This is a genomic window from Reinekea forsetii (genome assembly GCF_002795845.1).
Lineage (GTDB): Bacteria > Pseudomonadota > Gammaproteobacteria > Pseudomonadales > Natronospirillaceae > Reinekea > Reinekea forsetii.
In genome coordinates, this window is record NZ_CP011797.1 from 860,862 (window position 1) to 878,831 (window position 17,970).

A 17,970-nucleotide genomic window follows, 5' to 3' on the forward strand; every position below is an offset into this window, starting at 1 on the left:
GATACTCCGGTGGACAGGCTGAGTCAGCTTGGCCCGGCGCGCCGAATAAAGGGTTGCCTCCAAACCCGTAAGCCCTAAACTGCGCACTTGCCCCCCCATTTTCTAGGCCAATCCAGCATATGAGCACCCACCCTGATAAGCGCTATAGACCTCGGTCGAGACGCTGGATCTCCCAGCTTCTGTTCCTGTTCGCCGTCGGTGGACTGGCACTGGGGTATCAGTTCGGCTGGTTACCCAAGGGCTTGGTGTATTTCTATGGCGCGGCCAGCCTGGTGACCTTTGTAGTTTACGCTTGGGACAAGTATGCGGCCAAAAAAGGTTGGCGGCGCACATCGGAGCGGTTGCTGCACCTGTTGGCGCTGCTCGGGGGTTGGCCTGGGGCATTGTTGGCGCAACAGTGGCTGCGGCACAAGACGATTAAAAGACGTTTTCGGGTGGTCTTTTGGCTCACTCTGATGATTAATCTGGGGATACTGTTTTGGTGGTTGTTCAAGCCTTAGGTCATGCGCGCGTGCGCGTCAGCGTTCGCTAGCCGGCCCATCGGGCCCAGAAAAGACCGGTTGTACTTTAATGTCAATGTTTCATACTTGCGCCAACCTAAACTTTTCGACCTTAAATAGGATCTTGTTATGCGAATTATTGTAGTGGGTGGGGGCGCCGGCGGCTTGGAGCTGGCAACCAAGTTGGGCCGACGCTATGGCAAAAAAAAGCAAGCCGAGGTAACGCTGATCGATCGCAACAATAGCCATCTGTGGAAGCCGCTGCTGCATGAGGTCGCCAGTGGCAGCCTGGATATGGGGGTCGATTCTCTGAGCTATAGAGCCCATGCTTTTAACCATCATTTTCGTTTTAAGCTCGGTTCCCTCAGCGGTATCGATCGCAGTGAAAAAACCATCACCCTGGCGCCACTGAGCGATGATGAAGGTCAGGCGGTACTGCCCGAACGCACCCTGAACTACGATATTCTGGTGCTGGCCCTGGGCAGCGTGACCAATGATTTTGGCACCCCTGGCGTGCGCGATAATGCCATTTTCCTCGATGCCCCAAGCCAGGCGGAACGCTTCCACCGCAAGTTGTTGAACGGCCTATTGAAGTTGAATGGTCGGGCGCAAAGCGATGCCGATGCGGTTTACCGAATCGCCATTGTCGGAGCCGGTGCTACCGGCGTGGAGCTGTCGGCCGAATTGCACAATACCTTTAATATTATGCGCGCCTACGGCCTCAGTGAACTGAAGTCGGAACAACTGAAAATATCCTTGATCGAGGCTGGCCCGCGGATCTTGCCGGCATTGCCGGAACGTATTTCGGCCTCGGCGCACAAGGAGTTGGTGGCTCTGGGTATCGATGTCAAGATCAATACCCTGGTTGCCCGGTCCGATCCGGGTGCCTTTGTGACCAAAGATGAGCAGGTAATTGATGCCGATATTCTGGTCTGGGCGGCCGGCATCAAGGTGCCCGACCAGTTTGCCGCCATGTCCGATTTGGCAACCAATCGCATCAACCAATGGCAGGTTCGACCCACCCTGCAGACCACATTAGACGATCATATTTATGCCCTCGGTGACTGCGCCTCCTGCCCGATGGCGGACGGTAAGACCGTGCCACCACGCGCCCAATCGGCGCACCAGATGGCCAGTCATGTGTACCAAAATATCCGCCTGCAATTGGCCGGCGAAACGACCTTAAAAGCCTATGTCTATACCGATTATGGATCCTTAGTAAATCTCAGTCGCTATTCGACGGTCGGCAGTCTGATGGGCAATCTAACGCGTGGTACCATGTTGATCGAGGGTCGTATCGCTCGGTTTATGTATGTCTCCCTCTATCGAATGCATCAACTGGCCTTGCACGGTTGGTTTAAGACCGGTCTGCGTATCCTGTCTGATAGTCTGAATAAGGTGCTACGTCCGCGCCTAAAACTGCACTGAGCGAGCTGCTGCGCCGGCGGCAAGCGGCTAAGCGGTGGCGGTCGTTTGGGCAATCCGGTCGACCAGGAAGTCGACCGCGCTTTTAATCTTAGGCACCAGGTAGCGGTGTTTTTGATAGAGCAGGAATACCGACGCATCCGGGTGCGAAGTGATGGTGACACTCGGTTGCAGGTCGAGCAAAATCAGTTCGCCGCGCGCCAGATAGGGCTCGGTCACCCATTTGGGCAACAACACTATGCCTGCGCCGGCGAGGGTCTGCGCCATCAACCAGGTGCCATTATTGGAAATGCCCACGGCCGGTGCCGAGACATCCTGCCATTGCTGGTCGAAGTAGCTGAGCCAGGGGGTGGGTCCCGTCGGAGTACGAAAATAGAGTCCGGCATGCTGTCGCAGTTCGGCAGGATGGTCGGGCACGCCAACCCGGGCCAGATAGGTCGGTGCGGCAACCGCAAAGAAACGATTATCGAGCAACTTAATGGCTACCACACGCTCGTTTGGGGCATAGCCCCCGCGGATCGCAATATCGATATCATCCCGGTTCAGGGTCGACAATTCATCGGTCAAACTGATATCCAAGATGACCTTGGGGTAACGCTTGGCAAATTCGTCCAACAGGGGCAGCAGCATGAGCTCACCGAAACCGACCATTGAACTAATTCGCAAGATTCCCATCGGCTCCGTCTGATAGGCGCGCACCGATTCATTGGTTTGCGCCAATTGGGCCACCAGGGGCCGAACCTGCTTTAAGTAGTTCCGACCCACCTCGGTGAGCTTGACCACCCGAGTCGAGCGCTGGAACAGGTTGGCACCGAGCTGTTGCTCTAAATCGGCAATACGGCGCGAGACAGACGAGGCCGGCACGGAGAAGCGCCGCGCCGCCTCGGTAAAGTTGCCCGTCTCGGCGACGGCGATAAAGTAGTTCAACGCCCTTAATTGGTCCATTGGACCTCCATTGTTGTTTTTAAGACAATAAACATTCGCTTATATTGCTGTTTATCTGATTATTTATCTAGGTAATACTGGTTTCAACAGTTCGGCCGGCATCGAGCCGAGCGGGCTGAGCCCCTTAACCCAGTAATCTTGGAGAAACCCTATGTCGACTTACACCGCAATCAACTTGGCCAAACGCCCTTATGGCGCCGCCATCGGCCCTGAACTGTTTGAAGTTGTACACCTGCCAATACCTACCCCCGGAGCGGGCGAGTTACTGATTAAGCACACCCATATGTCGCTCGATCCGGCTATGTTGGGCTGGATGAGTCCGGCCACCGATAGCTATATTCCGCCGGTCGATCTGGGTTCGGTGATGCGCTCGTCCGGTTTTGGTGTGGTCGTTGAATCGAATCACCCAGACTTTGCCGTCGGCGATCAGGTCCAAGGTATGTTCGGCTGGCAGGAGCGGGTGCTCAGCAACGGCACGGGCCTGACCAAAATTGACGCCACGTTGTCGGCCGAACTGGTGCTCTCGGTGCTGGCCTTGCCGGGGCTTACCGCGACGCAGGGCCTCTATCGTATTGGTCAACCTAAGGCGGGCGAAACTCTAGTGGTGTCGGGAGCGGCCGGTTCGGTCGGCTCGATCGTTGGCCAGTTGGCCAAGGCTGAAGGCTTACGGGTTATCGGTGTCGCCGGTGGTGCTGAGAAGTGTGCTTGGCTGATCGATGAGCTGGGCTTCGATGGCGCCATCGATTACAAAGCAGGCAACCTGAACGATCAGCTCGAGGCGCTGACCCCCGATGGTATTGATATCTATTTTGAAAATACCGGCGGCGAGATTCAAAATTTGGTCTTTGCGCGCATGAATGCCCATGGCCGAATCGTTGTCTGCGGCCATATCGCCGACTACCTGACGGCTACGCCGGCACCGGGCCCGAACTGGATGAATATTATCAAGAAGCGCCTGACCATTAAGGGCTTCACCATGCCCGATCATTTTCAGGATGCACCAGCTCTATTGGGTTTGCTGATGCCTCATCTGATGGCCGGCAAAATCCAATACCGAAGCCATGTCTTGGACGGTTTGGAATCGGCCATGACCGGCTTGAATTTGTTCTTTAGCGGTGCCAATGAGGGTAAGTTGATCGTTCGACTGTAACCTTTCTCCAAGCTTGCGGCGCGGCCAACCAGTTAGGGTGGTCGCGTCGAGGGTTACTCAAGCTTCGGGTAGCGTTGTGACCAGCGCTTGCTCGGGTTCTAGAGGCAGGGAAACGGATTCAGTTGAAATAACCGTAGATGGGCAAAACGCTGATGACCACGACGGCCCCAATGAGCAGCCAATAGGTGATGAAAATCACTGGGCTGGCACGCAGCAGCTGCCACAGCGTCGGCACGCGCCCGGCGTTGACGTCCTCGGTATACTGGTCGCGCATGGCTCGGCTGTGGCCAACCTGAAACTGCTCGATCAACTCACGCGCGCGAGTAAACTCCTCATCGGTCTTGACCCATATGGCCGCGACGGAGATACCCCAGCGGCCGGCTGTGGTTTCATAAAAATCTATTTCCTGATCGACCAAGAGCGACCGAACCAGGTCGGCTTCTTCAACCGGAACATTATTGAGGCGAAAGGCAAGTTTGGCCATGAGGAATCCAGCATAACAAATTCAGGGCATCATACCGTTAAACCGGAAACAGACCAATTGCTGGTCTGTTTCAGAAGAGCGAAAGTCGGTCGCACGGCGCCCTAAACAGTCGATAGCATAAAGATAAGGGCCATTAGGCTCGCTGTACGCTTGTGGCCGCATCCGCGCGGCTGGGGTCCGCGACGCGGATGCGAATCCTGAGCACCAGCAATGCCGATACCATGGCAATCACGCCGGTCACCAATAGCACCAACTGATAGTTGCCATTGAGATCATAGAGGTTGGCGCCTAATTGGGTGGCGAGAACCGCCCCTATCTGATGGAACAGCCAGACAAAGCCAAAGGCAAAACCCTTGATCTCCTTGCTGAAGATAGTCAAGGACACCACCGACGTGCCGACCACCGTACCCATAAAAGACAGGCCAAAGACCGCCGCGAAGAGCAGAACGCCAAGCTGGCTCGGCAGTGCGAAGAGAATGAATACCGCCACCGCACGCAACAGATAAAACCCCGATAGCACCAGGCGAGCCGGATAGCGATCACACATAAGACCCGCTGCGATGCCGCCAATAAACTCTGCAACACCCAGTACGACCAGACTCAGGGCAATAAAATTGGCGCTTAAGGCCATGTCCTTTAGTTGTGCCACCAGGTGGATATCGACAAAGGCCATAGTGACGCCACAGCCTAGAAACCCTAAAGAGAGGTAGTAGAAGTTGGCATTGGTAAAAACCCTGGCCAAGCGTTGCCGGAACCTCTCAGGCACAGCTGGCTCCGGTTGATCAGCGACCGGTACCTGGCCAACAGCACTAAAACGCAACACGACAATCGCCAGTAGGGTCAGCGGCAGAACAAACACCAAGCCGGTGGCCAAATAGATATCCCGCCAACTCAAGAACGCCTCGAGATACAACCAGAGCGGTGCCAGAAACACAAAGCCCAGGGCCGCACCGTTGGTCACCAGAGCATAAATGAGCCCCCTGAGCTTGGGTGCGTTGATCTCCTCGACCAACACGCCCAATGAAACATAGGAAATGGCCGTATAAGCGAAGGCCGCGCCGATGCCATAGAGCAATAAGAAGGACGTAAAACTCTGGGTCAGGGCCATTAACAGAAATAGCAGCCCGCTGAAAAACAGGCCACCAATGATTGTGTGTTTGGCACCGATTCTATCGGCTATATAGCCGACAATGGGCGAGCTGATGCCAAAGACCGCCATAAAGAGCGTACCAGACCAGGCAAATTCACCACGACTGAGGCCAAAATCGTCGGACATTGCCACAAAGAAAACTTGGTATGACGTTTTAATGCTGGTCGACAACAGGGACACCAGAATCCCGAAGCCAACGATTAGCAGTAACAGAGCGTGCCTTTTTATCAGAGTCATAGACTGCCTTGTTTGGGTTTAGAGTGAATGAGCTGAATTTGCCGTTCTAATATTTGCCAAAACGACTCGATAACGCCTGCTCGCCAGCGCCGTGATTGAGGGATGAAAATTTCTTTTAGCCGGTCGGCAGACTGGCGATGTGGCTGCTCTCCTCGGTTATGCCAATAGTGGTAATTTTCAAGCGCCAACGCACAAAGAACACTCAGACCACCTCGAGTCCCATACTCCAATGTAATTGCCTTATCGGGCTCGGGTAATCGACTTGACAGAGTACCTCTGAGCTGTGAACTGATGCTGACATCATTGGCGGTATGGACGAGATTGCAATGCTTGAAAAAGCGATGATTGTCTTGATATTGCGCACTCGATTTCTGTGCTTCGGACAAGATATAGGCTTGGCCCCGCTTCCCCAAGCCGGTATGAATATCCATCAAATACAAAGAATTTGATTGATACTTCACCAACAGATCTTGCCAGAATTGCGCAGACGCGGATGCAGTGGTTCCACCAAAAAAAAGATCACGTTCGTTTTCATATTGCCCTGCCGTAATTAAACTTTGCAAAGCTGCTTTTTTCCCCTGGATGATTTGCCAAACCAACATGAGAGAAAGTTTTAGGGATTGGTAGCCATTTGAGGTCTTGCGCAACTGCCGAATAACAGCATGCTCCCGATTTTTGTCTATTATGGCTGTTGGCCTTGAAGTCAAAAAATTTCGGTTGATATCCACATTATATTCATTGCTACGTCGAAAATATGAAAAGCCAAAGGGATTGAGGGCATGCACCAGCACAATTCGACAATTTCCCAATTTCAAAGCATCGATCTGATCCAGCACTGCAAGTTGGCAAGCCGACCCAGCAAAACCTTCTACGCCATGGGTGCCGCTAACAATAAACAGAACGTTGGAACTGCGTGGATCGCCCAATTCAACCGTGTCCGCAGTCAATGCCTCGCCGGCTACACCCTTGCCGGCAAAGGTGTAGGTGGTCACTACTAGACCCCGGACCTGAGCTTTGCTGTTGAAGCGGCTTCGGGCCTCGACATAGGAACTCGAGAAATAGTCACTGCGCTGAGCACAATTCATGATCATTCTAGGCCGCCAAAATCGCGGGGCAATGGCGGTGGGCGACGCCGCTATACATATTCCAAAAGAGTTGACAGGTATGGTTTACGGCAAAAAGTGCCTGATCTTGGAGATCTTTAGTCGTGCAAATATCCGTGACAAGGTTTAGGCCCTCATTAACATGGCCAATATCTTCTTTTTGGTGAACGGAGAAAAACAATAGGTCCTGCTCGGTTAAACCATAGAGCTTACCCAGTATCTCATGCCTGGCAGCACCCGCTCGAGTTTCCAAGTTTTGACCTTCGCTTGCGATCATGACCGCCGCGGCACCGATATGATATTGGCTACGGTCCTTTACGGCGGTCATTCGATAGTCTATTAATGCCTGGGTTTCAGGGTACGCCTTGGCAGCATCGCGTTCTGCATCGGAAATCCCTAACGCCCTAATAAAATTTTCCATCAGAACGACGTGGTTTCGCGTTTTAGAAATCCGACCCGTCTCCTCTTCAAATAGGTTAAACAACAGTCTCCTTTTATGCTTAGCCAGCGGGCAGTAAAAAAACAGATGTTCGACGTATTCTAGGAAGTGTTTGGTGAGCTGATAACCTTGTAATGCCATGACTTTCATTAGTGCCAGGTTACGCTCGGGTTTTACCAACTCGCCAATGATCGGATGGTCTAAGGTAAGATGATTATGTAAGTCAGATTCTAATTTCAGTCGAAACTCGCTGGGGCTATGCGCTTTGTTCATGATTTAGCTCCTTAAATTGGCCTGTTATATCCGTTTGGGTTAGGTGTACTAGGGCATTCTCAATATCCGCAAGAAGATCGCGACTGTCTTCTAAGCCAACTGACACTCTGATTAGGGTATCGCTAATACCAAAAATGTTTTTTTGCTTCGAGGTCAAGCGACCGTGGGTAGTGCTCGCAGGATGAGTGACAAGGGTCTTGGTATCGCCAATATTGGTACTATTGGTGATTAACTCCAGGCGATCAATAAAGCGCCATGCCCGGGCCTTGTCCCCCTTGAGTTCGAAAGAGACAATGCCACCGTGGAGGTTGTTGGCGTGTTGTTTGAGTGCCAAGTCGCGCTGTGGGTGATCGTTCAGGCCAGGGTAATAAACTGTGTCAACATAAGGGCTATTGGTCAGATATTGCGCTAATTTTTGGGCGTTTTCGGAGTGCATCCGCATACGAATATCAAGAGTTTCAAGGCTCTTCAATACAATCCAGGCGTTAAAGGGGCTAATGCAGTTACCCTTGGAACGCACGATGGCGCGCATCTGTTCGCATACGCTCGCATCGCCTAAGACGACGCCGCCGCCCACACGGCCTTGGCCATCGAGGAACTTGCCGGCAGAATGAACCACAATATCGGCACCAAGCCCAATGGGTTGCGTCATAATGGGCGTGCCCGAGGTGTTGTCGACTACGACCAGCGCGCCATGTTGGTGGGCTTTAGCACTCAGTCGCTCTATGTTGGTCAGCCTCAGGTTTGGATTGGACGGGGTCTCAAAGAACACCAAACGAGTTTTATCGCTAATTTTATTCTGCCAGTTTTTTTCTTGGCTCAAGTCGACAAAATCGATAGAAATGCCCCAAGTATTGTAGAAATTAACAAACAAAAATGCAGTTGTGCCGAATACATTTCCACCCACGACGACCTGATCCCCAGGTCTAAGGTAGGCCATAAGGACCGAGTCAATTGCGGCCATGCCTGAACTAAAAGCCACGCCACCATAGGCATTTTCCAATGCGGCGATGCGCTGCTCAAACGCGCTCACGGTTGGATTTGAAATTCGGCTATAAACATGACCTATCGACCTGCCCGCAAATTTCTCTTCGGCATCTTGTGCGCTTTCAAAAACGTAGCTACTGGTTAGCGCCAGCGGTTCGCAATTAACCGTCGAGGTATCAATGGCTGCACCTTCACGTATCGCCAGGGTGGCCAGAGACAGTGTCCTTCTGCTTTTACTGATCGTCATTGGAGCTCCCTTAATGGTATCGGTAGTTACCGTGCATGCAGTTCCTCGATACGCGCTGTCATAAACAGTCCTGCATGCAGTTTTCCTTGGTAGTGTGAATAGTCGGTTAAACGGCCGTAGGTTTCAAAGCCCAAAGCATGCCAAAGTTTGGCGCTCGGGGTGTCCTCTCTAACGTCAAAAATAAACCGCGTTACCCCCATGCTGGTGGCCTTCTGACATACCTTTCTCAGGCCCATTTTAAGCAAGCCCGCGCCTCGAAATGTAGGCTCAATAATCACTTTACTCAGTTCGGCTATATGACATGACGTCTTATGGGCGATTTGAGTAACCACAACAACGCCTGCGGCCCGCCCAGACATTACGTCGTCAATTAATAGGATATGAATAATATGATTGTTCAGTTTTGCCCCCAAGTGAGCCACATAATCGGCGATCAAGGCGCTGTCGGATTCACCAAAGCCGAGCATGCCATCATCAGCAATACTGGCCATGAGTAGATGTTCCAGTTTAACGGCGTCTTGCGGCTGTATTTCCGTCAGCCATCGATATTGAAGGTCCATGGTTATCCTTAAAATTGTGTCGATGGCGGATATGCATTTAGTCCGCCTTTATTCCCTTATCAGAAACATTACAAACCCAGTTCTCCTTGGGGCCATAGAAATGTAACTGAAGCCTTGATCAAACCGGGCTTGTACCTTCGTATGAGCGGAAAAATGACAGGTAAGTTTTGTGAAATATTTTTGTCAAAATTCACATTATCTCAATAAACTTTAGACCTACTTCACAAAAAGCTCACAATTTCGGTTATAAATACATCAATAAAAAGTCTAAGAGCATGCTGAGGCTGACTCGAAGCAGGATGCTGCGCGGGGGTTTAAATCACCGGCAAAGTCTATAAACTCTCAGTGAAATGTGAGTTTTCACTCAGAATAGTGCCCAATTATTAAGGATCCAATATGAGTTTTAGATCGAAAACTGTTCGTCATCTGTCCATTGGTTTGTTAATTACCGGTGCCGGGTTGGCCTGGGCCCATAACGGTGCAATGGGGATCGTTAAGGACCGCATGGATGCTATGAGTAGCATGGCGGAGTCGGTTAAGACGTTGAAGCCGATGATGCGTGGCCGGACGACATATAACGCCGAGACGGTGCAGGCGGCGGCGCAATCCATAGCCCGCCTGGGCGGGGTCCATCTTACGGAGATGTTTCCTGAAGGCAGTTTGACCGAGGCCAGCGAAGCGAAGCCCGCCATTTGGCAGCAATGGTCTCAGTTTGAAACCTATGCCCAGGAATTGACGCTGTATGCCGATGGCTTGGCCGCGTCTGCCGCCAATGAGGTATCGCTTAATGATGGGGTCGCGGCAATCGAAGGCTCAAGTCAGCCCATGACCGTTGAGCAACTGGCATTGATGCCCCCGGCGGATGTTTTCGGTCTTTTGACTAAAAACTGCGCCGGCTGCCATAAGACGTTCCGCAGTAAAAAGTAATGATGGCGGCGGCTGTTTTTGGCCGCCACGCCCAAGCTGCAAACTAAAAACGGCGGCAACAATCCGAACCCGTCTACTATTCATCCCAACGTAAAATCTAACAAAAAACATAACGCGCGTTAATTGATAAAACAAACCCCCCCCCTTAAAATCGATCTTTTATGTATTTTATTACAAAAATTCTTGCCTTATTCGGCAATAAGTAATACTTTAATGACTAACACGCGTTAGCAATTAAAGCAAAAAAGGTCAGAATATGATGTCAGTCCCACATAGCACACGCACATCGCCTTATGCCTATCTGTTTATTTTACCGGCGCTGATAGGTTTTTTGGTGTTTTATGCTTGGCCTGCAGCACGGGCTGTCGCGATCAGCTTTACCGACTGGAATCTGCTCAGCGATTCAACTTTTGTCGGTTTCGACAACTATCTAGAAATGTTTCAGGACGAGCAGTTCCTCAACGGGATGAAGCTATCGGGTTACTACGTGCTACTGAACATTCCGTTGCAAACGGCATTAGGCCTGTTTCTGGCGGTGGCGATGGACCGCCTGACTAAGTCGATCTTTGTTAAGGCGACGCTGTTACTGCCCTATTTGATGTCCAACGTATTGGTCGCGATGGTCTGGCTGTGGATGCTCGATCCAATATTGGGAATCATCAATGCGCTGGTCGACACTCTCGGGCTGAGCACTCAGGCATATTTGGGTGATCCCGACCAAGCGTTGGTTTCTGTAGCCGCCATCAATATCTGGCGCCATATGGGTCTGGTCGCGATGTTGTTTTTGGCCGGGTTGCAGACCATTCCGCGCTACCTCTACGAGGCGGCCGGTCTAGAGGGGGCCTCAGAGTGGCAGATGTTCCAGAAGATTACCCTGCCGTTGCTGCGCCCAGTGATGGTCTTTGTTTTGGTGACAAGTGTGACCGGTTCTTTTCAAATTTTTGACACTATAGCGGTAACAACCTCGGGCGGACCGCTCGATTCAACCCGGGTCATCGTCTACTACATAGTTCAAAACGCTTTCAGCTTTTACAGGATGGGCTATGCCTCCGCTATGTCGGTAACGCTATGCGCCGCAATGCTGCTGTATACGCTGTTTCAAATGCACATTATGAGGGCTTCCGAAAGTGACCTTGCTTAATAAATTGACGCCGGCACGCATTGTTGCCTGGGTGGTTCTGGTTTTGATGTTATTGGTAACGGTGTTTCCGCTGGTCTTCGTGGTGAAAACCTCGCTGGTGCCGGCGAGTGATCTCTATACCACCTCGACTGACTTGCTGCCCAGGCATGCCACGCTGATTCATTATAAAAAAGTACTCGGCATGTTGAGCACCGAGGAGTCGATTGCGGCCGGTGGTTCGGGTGCGAACTTTAATATTTCACAGTCGCTAATAAATTCAATTTTGTTTACCGGCATTATCGTCATTGCACAGACCTTTAACTGTGCCCTGGCAGCCTATGCCTTTGCCCGCATCCCTTTTCGCGGGTCGAAAGTTTTGTTTGGGTCGTTCGTTGCATCGATGATGGTGCCCGGGGTAGTTACTATGATTCCGAATTTTATTTTAATTCGCGATTTGGGTTTATTGAACTCAATGGCAGGCATGGTTGCCCCGTTTTTTTTAATGCACGGTTTCACAGTGTTTTTTCTCAGGCAGTTTTTTCTGTCCCTTCCTAAAGAAATCGAAGAGGCTGCTTGCATTGATGGCGCAGGCCCCTTCGTTATATTTTTTAAGATCGCTCTGCCGCTAAGCTGGGCGCCCTTAATGACGATTGCAACGCTGACAACTATTAATATGTGGAATGAGTTTCTATGGCCGTTTTTGATCGGTAAAGAAGCCAGCATGCATACCTTGCCTGTTGCCTTGCAATCGTTTAAATCGCAGACCCCTCAAGGTCAACCGGACTGGAGTGGGCTGATGGCGGCAACCGTCATTGCCACCATTCCAACCGTTGCTATGCTGTTCTTTTTTGGACGCAGGATTGTCGAATCCGTGCAGTTCACTGGTGGTAAGTAAACTAAAATAATGGAGTAATAACATGAAAATAAAAACAATGGCTTTGACTTCTTTAGCGCTGGGTATCGCATTCCAGGCCAATGCTGGCGAGGTAAAGTACGTCTTATGGGATTCCAACCAACTGCCAGCTTATGAGCAATGTGCAGTGGATTTTACCGCTAAGAACCCAGGCATTAATGTCGCTATAACCCAGTCCGGTTGGGACGATTACTGGACTGCGTTGTCGACCGGATTTGTGTCCGGTACGGCGCCAGATGTGTTCACTAACCACCTGGCAAAATATCCTGAATTTGCTAAAAACAAACAGTTAGTCGATCTTAGTGAATTGGTTAAAAAAGATAGCGTGAATACCTCACAATATTCACCCGGCCTGTACCAGGTTTGGGGCAAAGATGGCGCACAGTATGGTCTCCCGAAAGATTGGGATACCATCGCTATGATCGTCAACATGGATATGGCGCGCAGTGCGGGTGTGAGTCTGAACGAACTCAATAACATGACTTGGAACCCACAAGACGGCGGCAGTTTCGAGCAAGTTGTGCGCAAATTAACGGTCGATAAAAATGGCAATAACGCCGCGACCGGTGCTTTTGACAGCAAGAATGTCGAGGTGTTCGGCTATCAGAATCCCGGTTCGGGCGGCATGATGGGGCAAACTGAATGGAGTCACTTCGCGGTGTCCAACGGCTTTAAATATCAGGATTCTGCTTGGAACGGCAAGTTTTACTACGATTCTCCAAAGCTGGCTGAAACCTTGGCCTATCTGACCTCTATGGCCACGAATGGCTTATCGGCTGACTTTAAAAATTCCCAGTCACTCGGTGCCGATGCGATGTTTATGGCCGGAAAAACGGCGATCGTGCCACAGGGTTCTTGGATGATCACCCACTTCGCTACCAATTCTACGTTTGATTATCAGTGGATACCCCTGCCGGTTGGACCCACAGGCAAGCGTGCTACCATGTTTAATGGTTTGGCCGATTCTATCTGGAGTGGCTCGAAGAACAAAACCGAAGCTTGGGAATGGGTTAAGTACCTAGGCTCAGCAGATTGCCAAAATGTTGTCGCTGAACGGGGTGTGGTTTTTCCTGCGATTAAAGGCATGGCCGAAAAAGCCATTGCTGCTCAAACGGCGCGCGGCATCGATTCTTCTGCGTTCTTAACCATGGCCAACAGCAACACTTTCCTAGCGCCAATTGCCAACAACGGTGCGCGGATTAACGAACTGGTCAATGGCGCGATCGAATCGATATTACTGGGTAAGGACGACGCTCAGGATGCCTTGACTAAGGTAAATAAAAAAGTATTGAAACTGAACAAGTAACTAACCCTAGGCTTACCACAGACTAAGCCCATCATCTCGACCATCCACTGCCGCTGACCACTGCGGCAGTGGACTTCTGATAGGAAGCGCCAATGTACTCTCCTCCAAAAATAGTTTTAATCGGTGCAGGCAGCACTGTTTTTACCCGGAATTTGCTCGGCGATATCTGGTCGATCCCAGCGCTGAGAGATGCCCATATTGTGCTCCACGATATTGATGACCATCGCCTGGATTTATCCATGGCGGTGGCTTTACGACTCGCCGAATTGCTCGGTGTGCAACCCAAGATTGAAGCGCAGGCCGACCGTCGCGTAGCCCTCGAAGGTGCCGATTTTGCGCTCAACACCATTCAAGTGGGCCGGTATCGCCCAGCCACGGTACGGGATTTTGATATACCCAAAAAATATGGTCTGGAACAGACCATTGGCGATACGCTCGGTATTGGCGGTATTATGCGCGGTCTGCGGACTATCCCAGTAATGCTGGACATGTTGCGCGATATGGAACAGGTCGGTAGTGATCGCCTGATCCATTTGAATTATGCCAATCCTATGGCGATGATTACCTGGGCACTCAATGCCTCCAGTGATAAGGTGAAAACGGTTGGCCTGTGCCACAGTGTTCAAGGTACCGCTCATGAATTAGCCAAAGACCTGAAGATCCCCGTACAGGAAATTGATTACAAATGTGCCGGTATTAATCACATGTCCTTCTATACCCGATTCGAACATAAGGGTCAGGATCTTTATCCTCAATTAAAGGCATTAGCCCAGAGCGGTCAAATACCGGAATGGAACCGGGTGCGGTATGAAGCCATGATGCAGTTTGGCTATTTTCCGACCGAGTCTAGTGAACACTTTGCCGAATATGTGCCATGGTTTATTAAACCCGGTCGTGAAGATCTGCTTAAAGAGTACTGTATCCCGTTGGATGAATACCCGGGCCGTTGCCAGGTGTATGAAACAGCCTGGCCCTTTATCGAGAAGGAATTACAGCACCCCGGATCACAATCCGTTGAGGCGCTAACCCAGGCTGTTCTAAACAAAAACATTAAGGTGATGCCACGCGAAATACAAAGCGTGGCCCATATGTTAACCGGCCTGAGCAATGTTAAGCGCTCTGTAGAGTTTGGCAGCACCATTATCAACTCAATGGTGACCGGTGAGCCGAGCGTCATCTATGGCAACGTACTCAACAACCGCTTGATCGACAATTTGCCAGACGGTTGTTGTGTCGAACTGCCCTGTTTGGTGGATCACAATGGTGTGACCCCGACTCGGGTTGGCAAGTTGCCATCACAGTTGGCGGCGCTGATGCGCACCAATATTGGGGTTCAGGAAATGGTCGTCAATGCGGTGTTGGAACAGGATCGGAATCACATCTATCACGCAGCGATGCTCGATCCGCACACCAGTTCGGTGCTCGATATTCGTCAGATCCGTGCCATGGTCGATGAGCTGCTCGAGGCTCATCGGGACTATCTGCCCGAGTATTTTTATTAGCGCTGGCGGGGTGAGCCAATGTGTGCGTACAATCTCTGATCTACCCGAATACGCTTGACGTTACGGGGATCTAATAAAAAGAGAGCTAAAAGTTATGCGAGCAACCAGTGCTCAGGTCGCCAAACTTGCCGGTGTATCCCGCACCACCGTGTCGTTCGTACTGAATGATGTCGAAAAATCTGGTATCAGTCAGGCCACTCGTGAGAAGGTTTTGGCAGCAGCGGCCCAGTTGGGTTATGAGCCTAACGCCGCAGCACAATCTTTGGCGTCGGGCTCCTTTGCCTCGATTGGTTTGGTCCTGCCGGAGATTCATCATCTCTACATAGACTCTTTTCTGGCCCGTGTCGTTGCCTCAGTTTTGGAAGAAGCCCACCTGAACAACATGAAACTGCTGATCGAATCCACAGCTGACGAACAGACCCGCGGCTACACTAAGTTGGCTAAAGGCGGCCGGGTCGACGGGCTGATCGTGGTGAACCCGCGTGAAAACGATTACGACGAGTTGGCACAGATCAATCAACAGATAATGCCCCTAGTGGTCTTCGGTAGCCAACGGCGTAGTGCTGAAACCGCCTCCGAGTTTAGCACCACCGGCAGTAATAACTTTATCAACGCTAAGCTGGCTGTGCGTCACCTTATCGGTTTGGGCCATGCACGCATTGCGCACATTGGTTTCGCATCATCGGCCTTTGTCAGCGTCAACTCGCGTGAACGCGGTTGGCTGAGCGCACTGGAGGAGGCTGGGCTCAGTGGTGAGGGCCTAAAAGAAAGTGCCGAACTGAGTGCCGAAAGTGGTTATGAAGCTTGCCAGCGATTATTGCGTGGTAAGAAATCCTTTAGCGCAATTTTTGCCGGGAATGATACCGTTGCGTTCGGTATAATCAAGGCGCTGACAGATCAAGGGTTGCGGATTCCGGACGATGTCGCCATCGTCAGTTACGATGATACCCCCTTAGCGGCATTCGCGCCGGTGCCGTTGACCACTATTAAAACCTTCCCTGAAGAGCATGGTCGAAAAGCGGTGCGGATACTGCTCGATCACCTCAGCGGCAATCTCGAACCCCACCACCACCGGATGGATTCACATCTGATTATCCGTGATTCCTGCGGCGCCTCACGCGGCTAGGAATCTCTGCGGTCAATAGACGCCCAGATCGACACCACATTGGACCGCTCCGTCGAACGACTGTTTAACTTCGGCTACCAGTGCTTCCGGTGTTTCGCCCCAGAGCAGCAGGTGGGTCAGGACCAACAGTTTTGGCCGCACTCGCTGGGCAATTTCGCCCAGCTCAAGCCCCGAGGTGTGCATATGGCTGTGATACGCCTGCCAGTGCGGCGCACGGCGCGCAAACCCGGCGGCGGAGTAGACTTCATGAATCAGCAGATCGCAGTCTTGCCATAGATCATAGACTTCGGGGCAGGGCGCGGTGTCGCCCGAGACGACAATGGTGCGTTCGGCCGTGGTGAACTTATAGCCCAAGGGCTCCCAGGTGGTACCGTGCTCAACACCAAAGGCCTCGACCAAGACCCGATCATCTTCAAAGACGATACCGGCATCGATCTCGAACGCCTGAGCGCTGCCGCCGGTGGCGTTAATCGGTTCCAGACCGCAGGTGCGGGCCTCAACGTCGGCACCATAGGCACTCACCACCTGGTCCACCAAATGGCCTGTGCCCTTGGGGCCATGGACTTGCAGGGGCAAGGCCCGACCCATCACCCAAGGCGAGAAGATTAGATCCGGCAAGCCGACCGTATGGTCTGAATGCAGGTGGGTGAGAAATAACCGATCGAGGTTTTTGACGTCCAAGGCGGCAATGCCTTGGGTGAACGCCTCGTGCGCGCGTCGAACCAGGCCGGCACCGCAGTCGACCAGATAGGCCCGATCGCCGACCGTAATAGCGGTGCAGGGACCCATGCGCAATGGATCCGGGTTGGGTGTGCCGGTACCGAGTAAAATGGCCTGGGTTCGGTTCATAATCATTCTCTACGCAGTGGCCGGACAGTATAGGTTAGACGTAGATCGGTGTGGTGAATTTATTGATCGCCCAATAGGCCAAGGCCACCAGCCAAAAACCAAACCACAGCAGCACGCTATTGATTAATACCTGCGCATAGCCATAGCTGGCCACATCGATAAAGAAATAGGGGTAAGAACCCACCAGTGGGCCGCGCACCAGCCAATAGATCAGATAGGCCACGGGGAACAACAAGATTGGCAGGGTGTGGGCCAAGTTCATCGTCTTGCCGCGCACGCTGATAAACCAGAACGTGACGTAGAGCAGAGGTGTCACCCGGTGCAGTAGATTATCGCTTAGTATATCGATGCCCTGCGGCTCCCACGTGTCAGCCAACAGCAGATTATAGACCAGCCCAGTGATGGTGATGTAAACGGCGATGGCGGTCTGTACCTTCATCTGGCTGAGTGTTAAGGCCCAGCTGGTGCGGCTATAAAACAGCTGGCTAGCGGCTAGGACCGCGATGGATATATTACTCAAGATGGTAAAATAGCTCAGGGTGGCGATCAGCTCGGACAGCCAGAAACTCGCGGGCTGGCCCCATAGGCCGGGGAAGTAAGTGGTGGCAAAGCCAGCCAACGAACTGACCAATAAGAGCCAATAGAATCGTTGTTCGGTCGCTGTCATGGGTTGTGCTCCTTTAGGGGGTGGCCGCCGCGGCCATTTAGGCCCAATTTAACGGACTCT

At 51.9% G+C, this 17,970-nt stretch carries 18 protein-coding genes; 9 read left to right on the top strand and 9 right to left on the bottom strand.

Translation table 11 applies throughout. The features are described 5' to 3' along the window. Window positions 1-119 precede the first annotated feature (119 nt). Both REIFOR_RS04015 and REIFOR_RS04020 read left to right on the top strand, forming a co-directional pair. Window positions 120-500 carry a DUF1294 domain-containing protein gene (locus REIFOR_RS04015; protein WP_100256341.1) on the top strand — a complete coding sequence of 127 codons (381 nt, stop codon included), beginning with the start codon at window positions 120-122 and terminating at the stop codon, window positions 498-500. A gap of 129 nt (window positions 501-629) precedes the next feature. After that, window positions 630-1,928 carry an NAD(P)/FAD-dependent oxidoreductase gene (locus REIFOR_RS04020; protein WP_100256342.1) on the top strand — a complete coding sequence of 433 codons (1,299 nt, stop codon included), beginning with the start codon at window positions 630-632 and terminating at the stop codon, window positions 1,926-1,928. Between the two features lie 27 nt (window positions 1,929-1,955). Here the strand turns inward: REIFOR_RS04020 and REIFOR_RS04025 are convergent, their stop codons facing one another. Further along, complete coding sequence (locus tag REIFOR_RS04025; RefSeq protein ID WP_100256343.1) at window positions 1,956-2,870, bottom strand: LysR family transcriptional regulator; 915 nt, start codon at window positions 2,868-2,870, stop codon at window positions 1,956-1,958. Between the two features lie 151 nt (window positions 2,871-3,021). Here REIFOR_RS04025 and REIFOR_RS04030 point away from each other — a divergent pair, with 151 nt between their 5' ends. After that, on the top strand, window positions 3,022-4,020 hold the full coding sequence (locus REIFOR_RS04030; RefSeq protein ID WP_100256344.1) for an NADP-dependent oxidoreductase: 999 nt from the start codon (window positions 3,022-3,024) through the stop codon (window positions 4,018-4,020). 118 nt (window positions 4,021-4,138) lie between these two features. Here REIFOR_RS04030 and REIFOR_RS04035 read toward each other — a convergent pair whose 3' ends face one another. The 6 genes from REIFOR_RS04035 to REIFOR_RS04060 all read right to left on the bottom strand — a co-directional run bounded on the left by REIFOR_RS04035 (window position 4,139) and on the right by REIFOR_RS04060 (window position 9,500). Further along, window positions 4,139-4,504: a DUF6164 family protein gene (locus REIFOR_RS04035; RefSeq protein WP_100256345.1), complete on the bottom strand. Its 366-nt coding sequence runs from the start codon at window positions 4,502-4,504 to the stop codon at window positions 4,139-4,141. A 133-nt stretch (window positions 4,505-4,637) separates the two neighbouring features. Further along, window positions 4,638-5,891 carry an MFS transporter gene (locus REIFOR_RS04040; protein WP_100256346.1) on the bottom strand — a complete coding sequence of 418 codons (1,254 nt, stop codon included), beginning with the start codon at window positions 5,889-5,891 and terminating at the stop codon, window positions 4,638-4,640. After that, window positions 5,888-6,982: a DUF2817 domain-containing protein gene (locus REIFOR_RS04045; RefSeq protein WP_100256347.1), complete on the bottom strand. Its 1,095-nt coding sequence runs from the start codon at window positions 6,980-6,982 to the stop codon at window positions 5,888-5,890. The genes REIFOR_RS04040 and REIFOR_RS04045 overlap by 4 nt, the downstream gene beginning before the upstream one ends. A 1-nt stretch (window position 6,983) precedes the next feature. Further along, window positions 6,984-7,706, bottom strand: coding sequence for an iron-containing redox enzyme family protein (locus tag REIFOR_RS04050; protein ID WP_100256348.1), 723 nt, complete (start codon window positions 7,704-7,706; stop codon window positions 6,984-6,986). Next, a complete protein-coding gene (locus REIFOR_RS04055) occupies window positions 7,690-8,940 on the bottom strand; it encodes a trans-sulfuration enzyme family protein (protein WP_100256349.1) in 1,251 nt (416 codons plus the stop codon). The genes REIFOR_RS04050 and REIFOR_RS04055 overlap by 17 nt, the downstream gene beginning before the upstream one ends. A 26-nt stretch (window positions 8,941-8,966) precedes the next feature. Then, entirely contained in the window at window positions 8,967-9,500 is a 534-nt protein-coding gene (locus REIFOR_RS04060) for a GNAT family N-acetyltransferase (protein WP_100256350.1), read from the bottom strand. A gap of 396 nt (window positions 9,501-9,896) precedes the next feature. Here REIFOR_RS04060 and REIFOR_RS04065 point away from each other — a divergent pair, with 396 nt between their 5' ends. The 6 genes from REIFOR_RS04065 to REIFOR_RS04090 all read left to right on the top strand — a co-directional run bounded on the left by REIFOR_RS04065 (window position 9,897) and on the right by REIFOR_RS04090 (window position 16,394). Further along, complete coding sequence (locus tag REIFOR_RS04065) at window positions 9,897-10,427, top strand: c-type cytochrome (RefSeq protein WP_100256351.1); 531 nt, start codon at window positions 9,897-9,899, stop codon at window positions 10,425-10,427. A 256-nt stretch (window positions 10,428-10,683) separates the two neighbouring features. Next, window positions 10,684-11,568: a carbohydrate ABC transporter permease gene (locus tag REIFOR_RS04070; RefSeq protein WP_100256352.1), complete on the top strand. Its 885-nt coding sequence runs from the start codon at window positions 10,684-10,686 to the stop codon at window positions 11,566-11,568. Continuing rightward, window positions 11,555-12,442, top strand: a complete 888-nt coding sequence (locus tag REIFOR_RS04075) for a carbohydrate ABC transporter permease (protein WP_227003754.1) — start codon at window positions 11,555-11,557, stop codon at window positions 12,440-12,442. The genes REIFOR_RS04070 and REIFOR_RS04075 overlap by 14 nt, the downstream gene beginning before the upstream one ends. A gap of 22 nt (window positions 12,443-12,464) precedes the next feature. Next, window positions 12,465-13,766, top strand: coding sequence for an ABC transporter substrate-binding protein (locus REIFOR_RS04080; protein WP_100256353.1), 1,302 nt, complete (start codon window positions 12,465-12,467; stop codon window positions 13,764-13,766). A 92-nt stretch (window positions 13,767-13,858) separates the two neighbouring features. Continuing rightward, the gene (gene melA, locus REIFOR_RS04085) at window positions 13,859-15,268 is read left to right on the top strand and encodes an alpha-glucosidase/alpha-galactosidase (protein ID WP_100256354.1); all 1,410 of its coding nucleotides are present in this window, start codon (window positions 13,859-13,861) and stop codon (window positions 15,266-15,268) included. Window positions 15,269-15,362: 94 nt separating this feature from the next. Further along, window positions 15,363-16,394 carry a LacI family DNA-binding transcriptional regulator gene (locus REIFOR_RS04090; protein ID WP_100256355.1) on the top strand — a complete coding sequence of 344 codons (1,032 nt, stop codon included), beginning with the start codon at window positions 15,363-15,365 and terminating at the stop codon, window positions 16,392-16,394. Window positions 16,395-16,406: 12 nt separating this feature from the next. Here the strand turns inward: REIFOR_RS04090 and REIFOR_RS04095 are convergent, their stop codons facing one another. Together REIFOR_RS04095 and REIFOR_RS04100 are read right to left on the bottom strand one after the other, a co-directional pair. Next, a complete protein-coding gene (locus REIFOR_RS04095; protein WP_227003755.1) occupies window positions 16,407-17,243 on the bottom strand; it encodes an MBL fold metallo-hydrolase in 837 nt (278 codons plus the stop codon). A 34-nt stretch (window positions 17,244-17,277) separates the two neighbouring features. Beyond that, window positions 17,278-17,910 carry a Pr6Pr family membrane protein gene (locus REIFOR_RS04100; RefSeq protein WP_100256357.1) on the bottom strand — a complete coding sequence of 211 codons (633 nt, stop codon included), beginning with the start codon at window positions 17,908-17,910 and terminating at the stop codon, window positions 17,278-17,280. Window positions 17,911-17,970: the final 60 nt, after the last annotated feature.

Excerpts from the sequence above, each read along its gene's own strand:
- REIFOR_RS04015 (WP_100256341.1), top strand. The coding sequence starts at position 120 with ATGAGCACCCACCCTGATAAGCGCTATAGACCTCGGTCGAGACGCTGG.
- REIFOR_RS04050 (WP_100256348.1), bottom strand. The coding sequence starts at position 7,706 with ATGAACAAAGCGCATAGCCCCAGCGAGTTTCGACTGAAATTAGAATCT.
- REIFOR_RS04035 (WP_100256345.1), bottom strand. The coding sequence starts at position 4,504 with ATGGCCAAACTTGCCTTTCGCCTCAATAATGTTCCGGTTGAAGAAGCC.
- REIFOR_RS04030 (WP_100256344.1), top strand. The coding sequence starts at position 3,022 with ATGTCGACTTACACCGCAATCAACTTGGCCAAACGCCCTTATGGCGCC.
- REIFOR_RS04060 (WP_100256350.1), bottom strand. The coding sequence starts at position 9,500 with ATGGACCTTCAATATCGATGGCTGACGGAAATACAGCCGCAAGACGCC.
- REIFOR_RS04090 (WP_100256355.1), top strand. The coding sequence starts at position 15,363 with ATGCGAGCAACCAGTGCTCAGGTCGCCAAACTTGCCGGTGTATCCCGC.
- REIFOR_RS04070 (WP_100256352.1), top strand. The coding sequence starts at position 10,684 with ATGATGTCAGTCCCACATAGCACACGCACATCGCCTTATGCCTATCTG.
- REIFOR_RS04080 (WP_100256353.1), top strand. The coding sequence starts at position 12,465 with ATGAAAATAAAAACAATGGCTTTGACTTCTTTAGCGCTGGGTATCGCA.
- melA (WP_100256354.1), top strand. The coding sequence starts at position 13,859 with ATGTACTCTCCTCCAAAAATAGTTTTAATCGGTGCAGGCAGCACTGTT.
- REIFOR_RS04020 (WP_100256342.1), top strand. The coding sequence starts at position 630 with ATGCGAATTATTGTAGTGGGTGGGGGCGCCGGCGGCTTGGAGCTGGCA.
- REIFOR_RS04040 (WP_100256346.1), bottom strand. The coding sequence starts at position 5,891 with ATGACTCTGATAAAAAGGCACGCTCTGTTACTGCTAATCGTTGGCTTC.
- REIFOR_RS04095 (WP_227003755.1), bottom strand. The coding sequence starts at position 17,243 with ATGAACCGAACCCAGGCCATTTTACTCGGTACCGGCACACCCAACCCG.
- REIFOR_RS04055 (WP_100256349.1), bottom strand. The coding sequence starts at position 8,940 with ATGACGATCAGTAAAAGCAGAAGGACACTGTCTCTGGCCACCCTGGCG.
- REIFOR_RS04025 (WP_100256343.1), bottom strand. The coding sequence starts at position 2,870 with ATGGACCAATTAAGGGCGTTGAACTACTTTATCGCCGTCGCCGAGACG.
- REIFOR_RS04100 (WP_100256357.1), bottom strand. The coding sequence starts at position 17,910 with ATGACAGCGACCGAACAACGATTCTATTGGCTCTTATTGGTCAGTTCG.
- REIFOR_RS04065 (WP_100256351.1), top strand. The coding sequence starts at position 9,897 with ATGAGTTTTAGATCGAAAACTGTTCGTCATCTGTCCATTGGTTTGTTA.
- REIFOR_RS04045 (WP_100256347.1), bottom strand. The coding sequence starts at position 6,982 with ATGATCATGAATTGTGCTCAGCGCAGTGACTATTTCTCGAGTTCCTAT.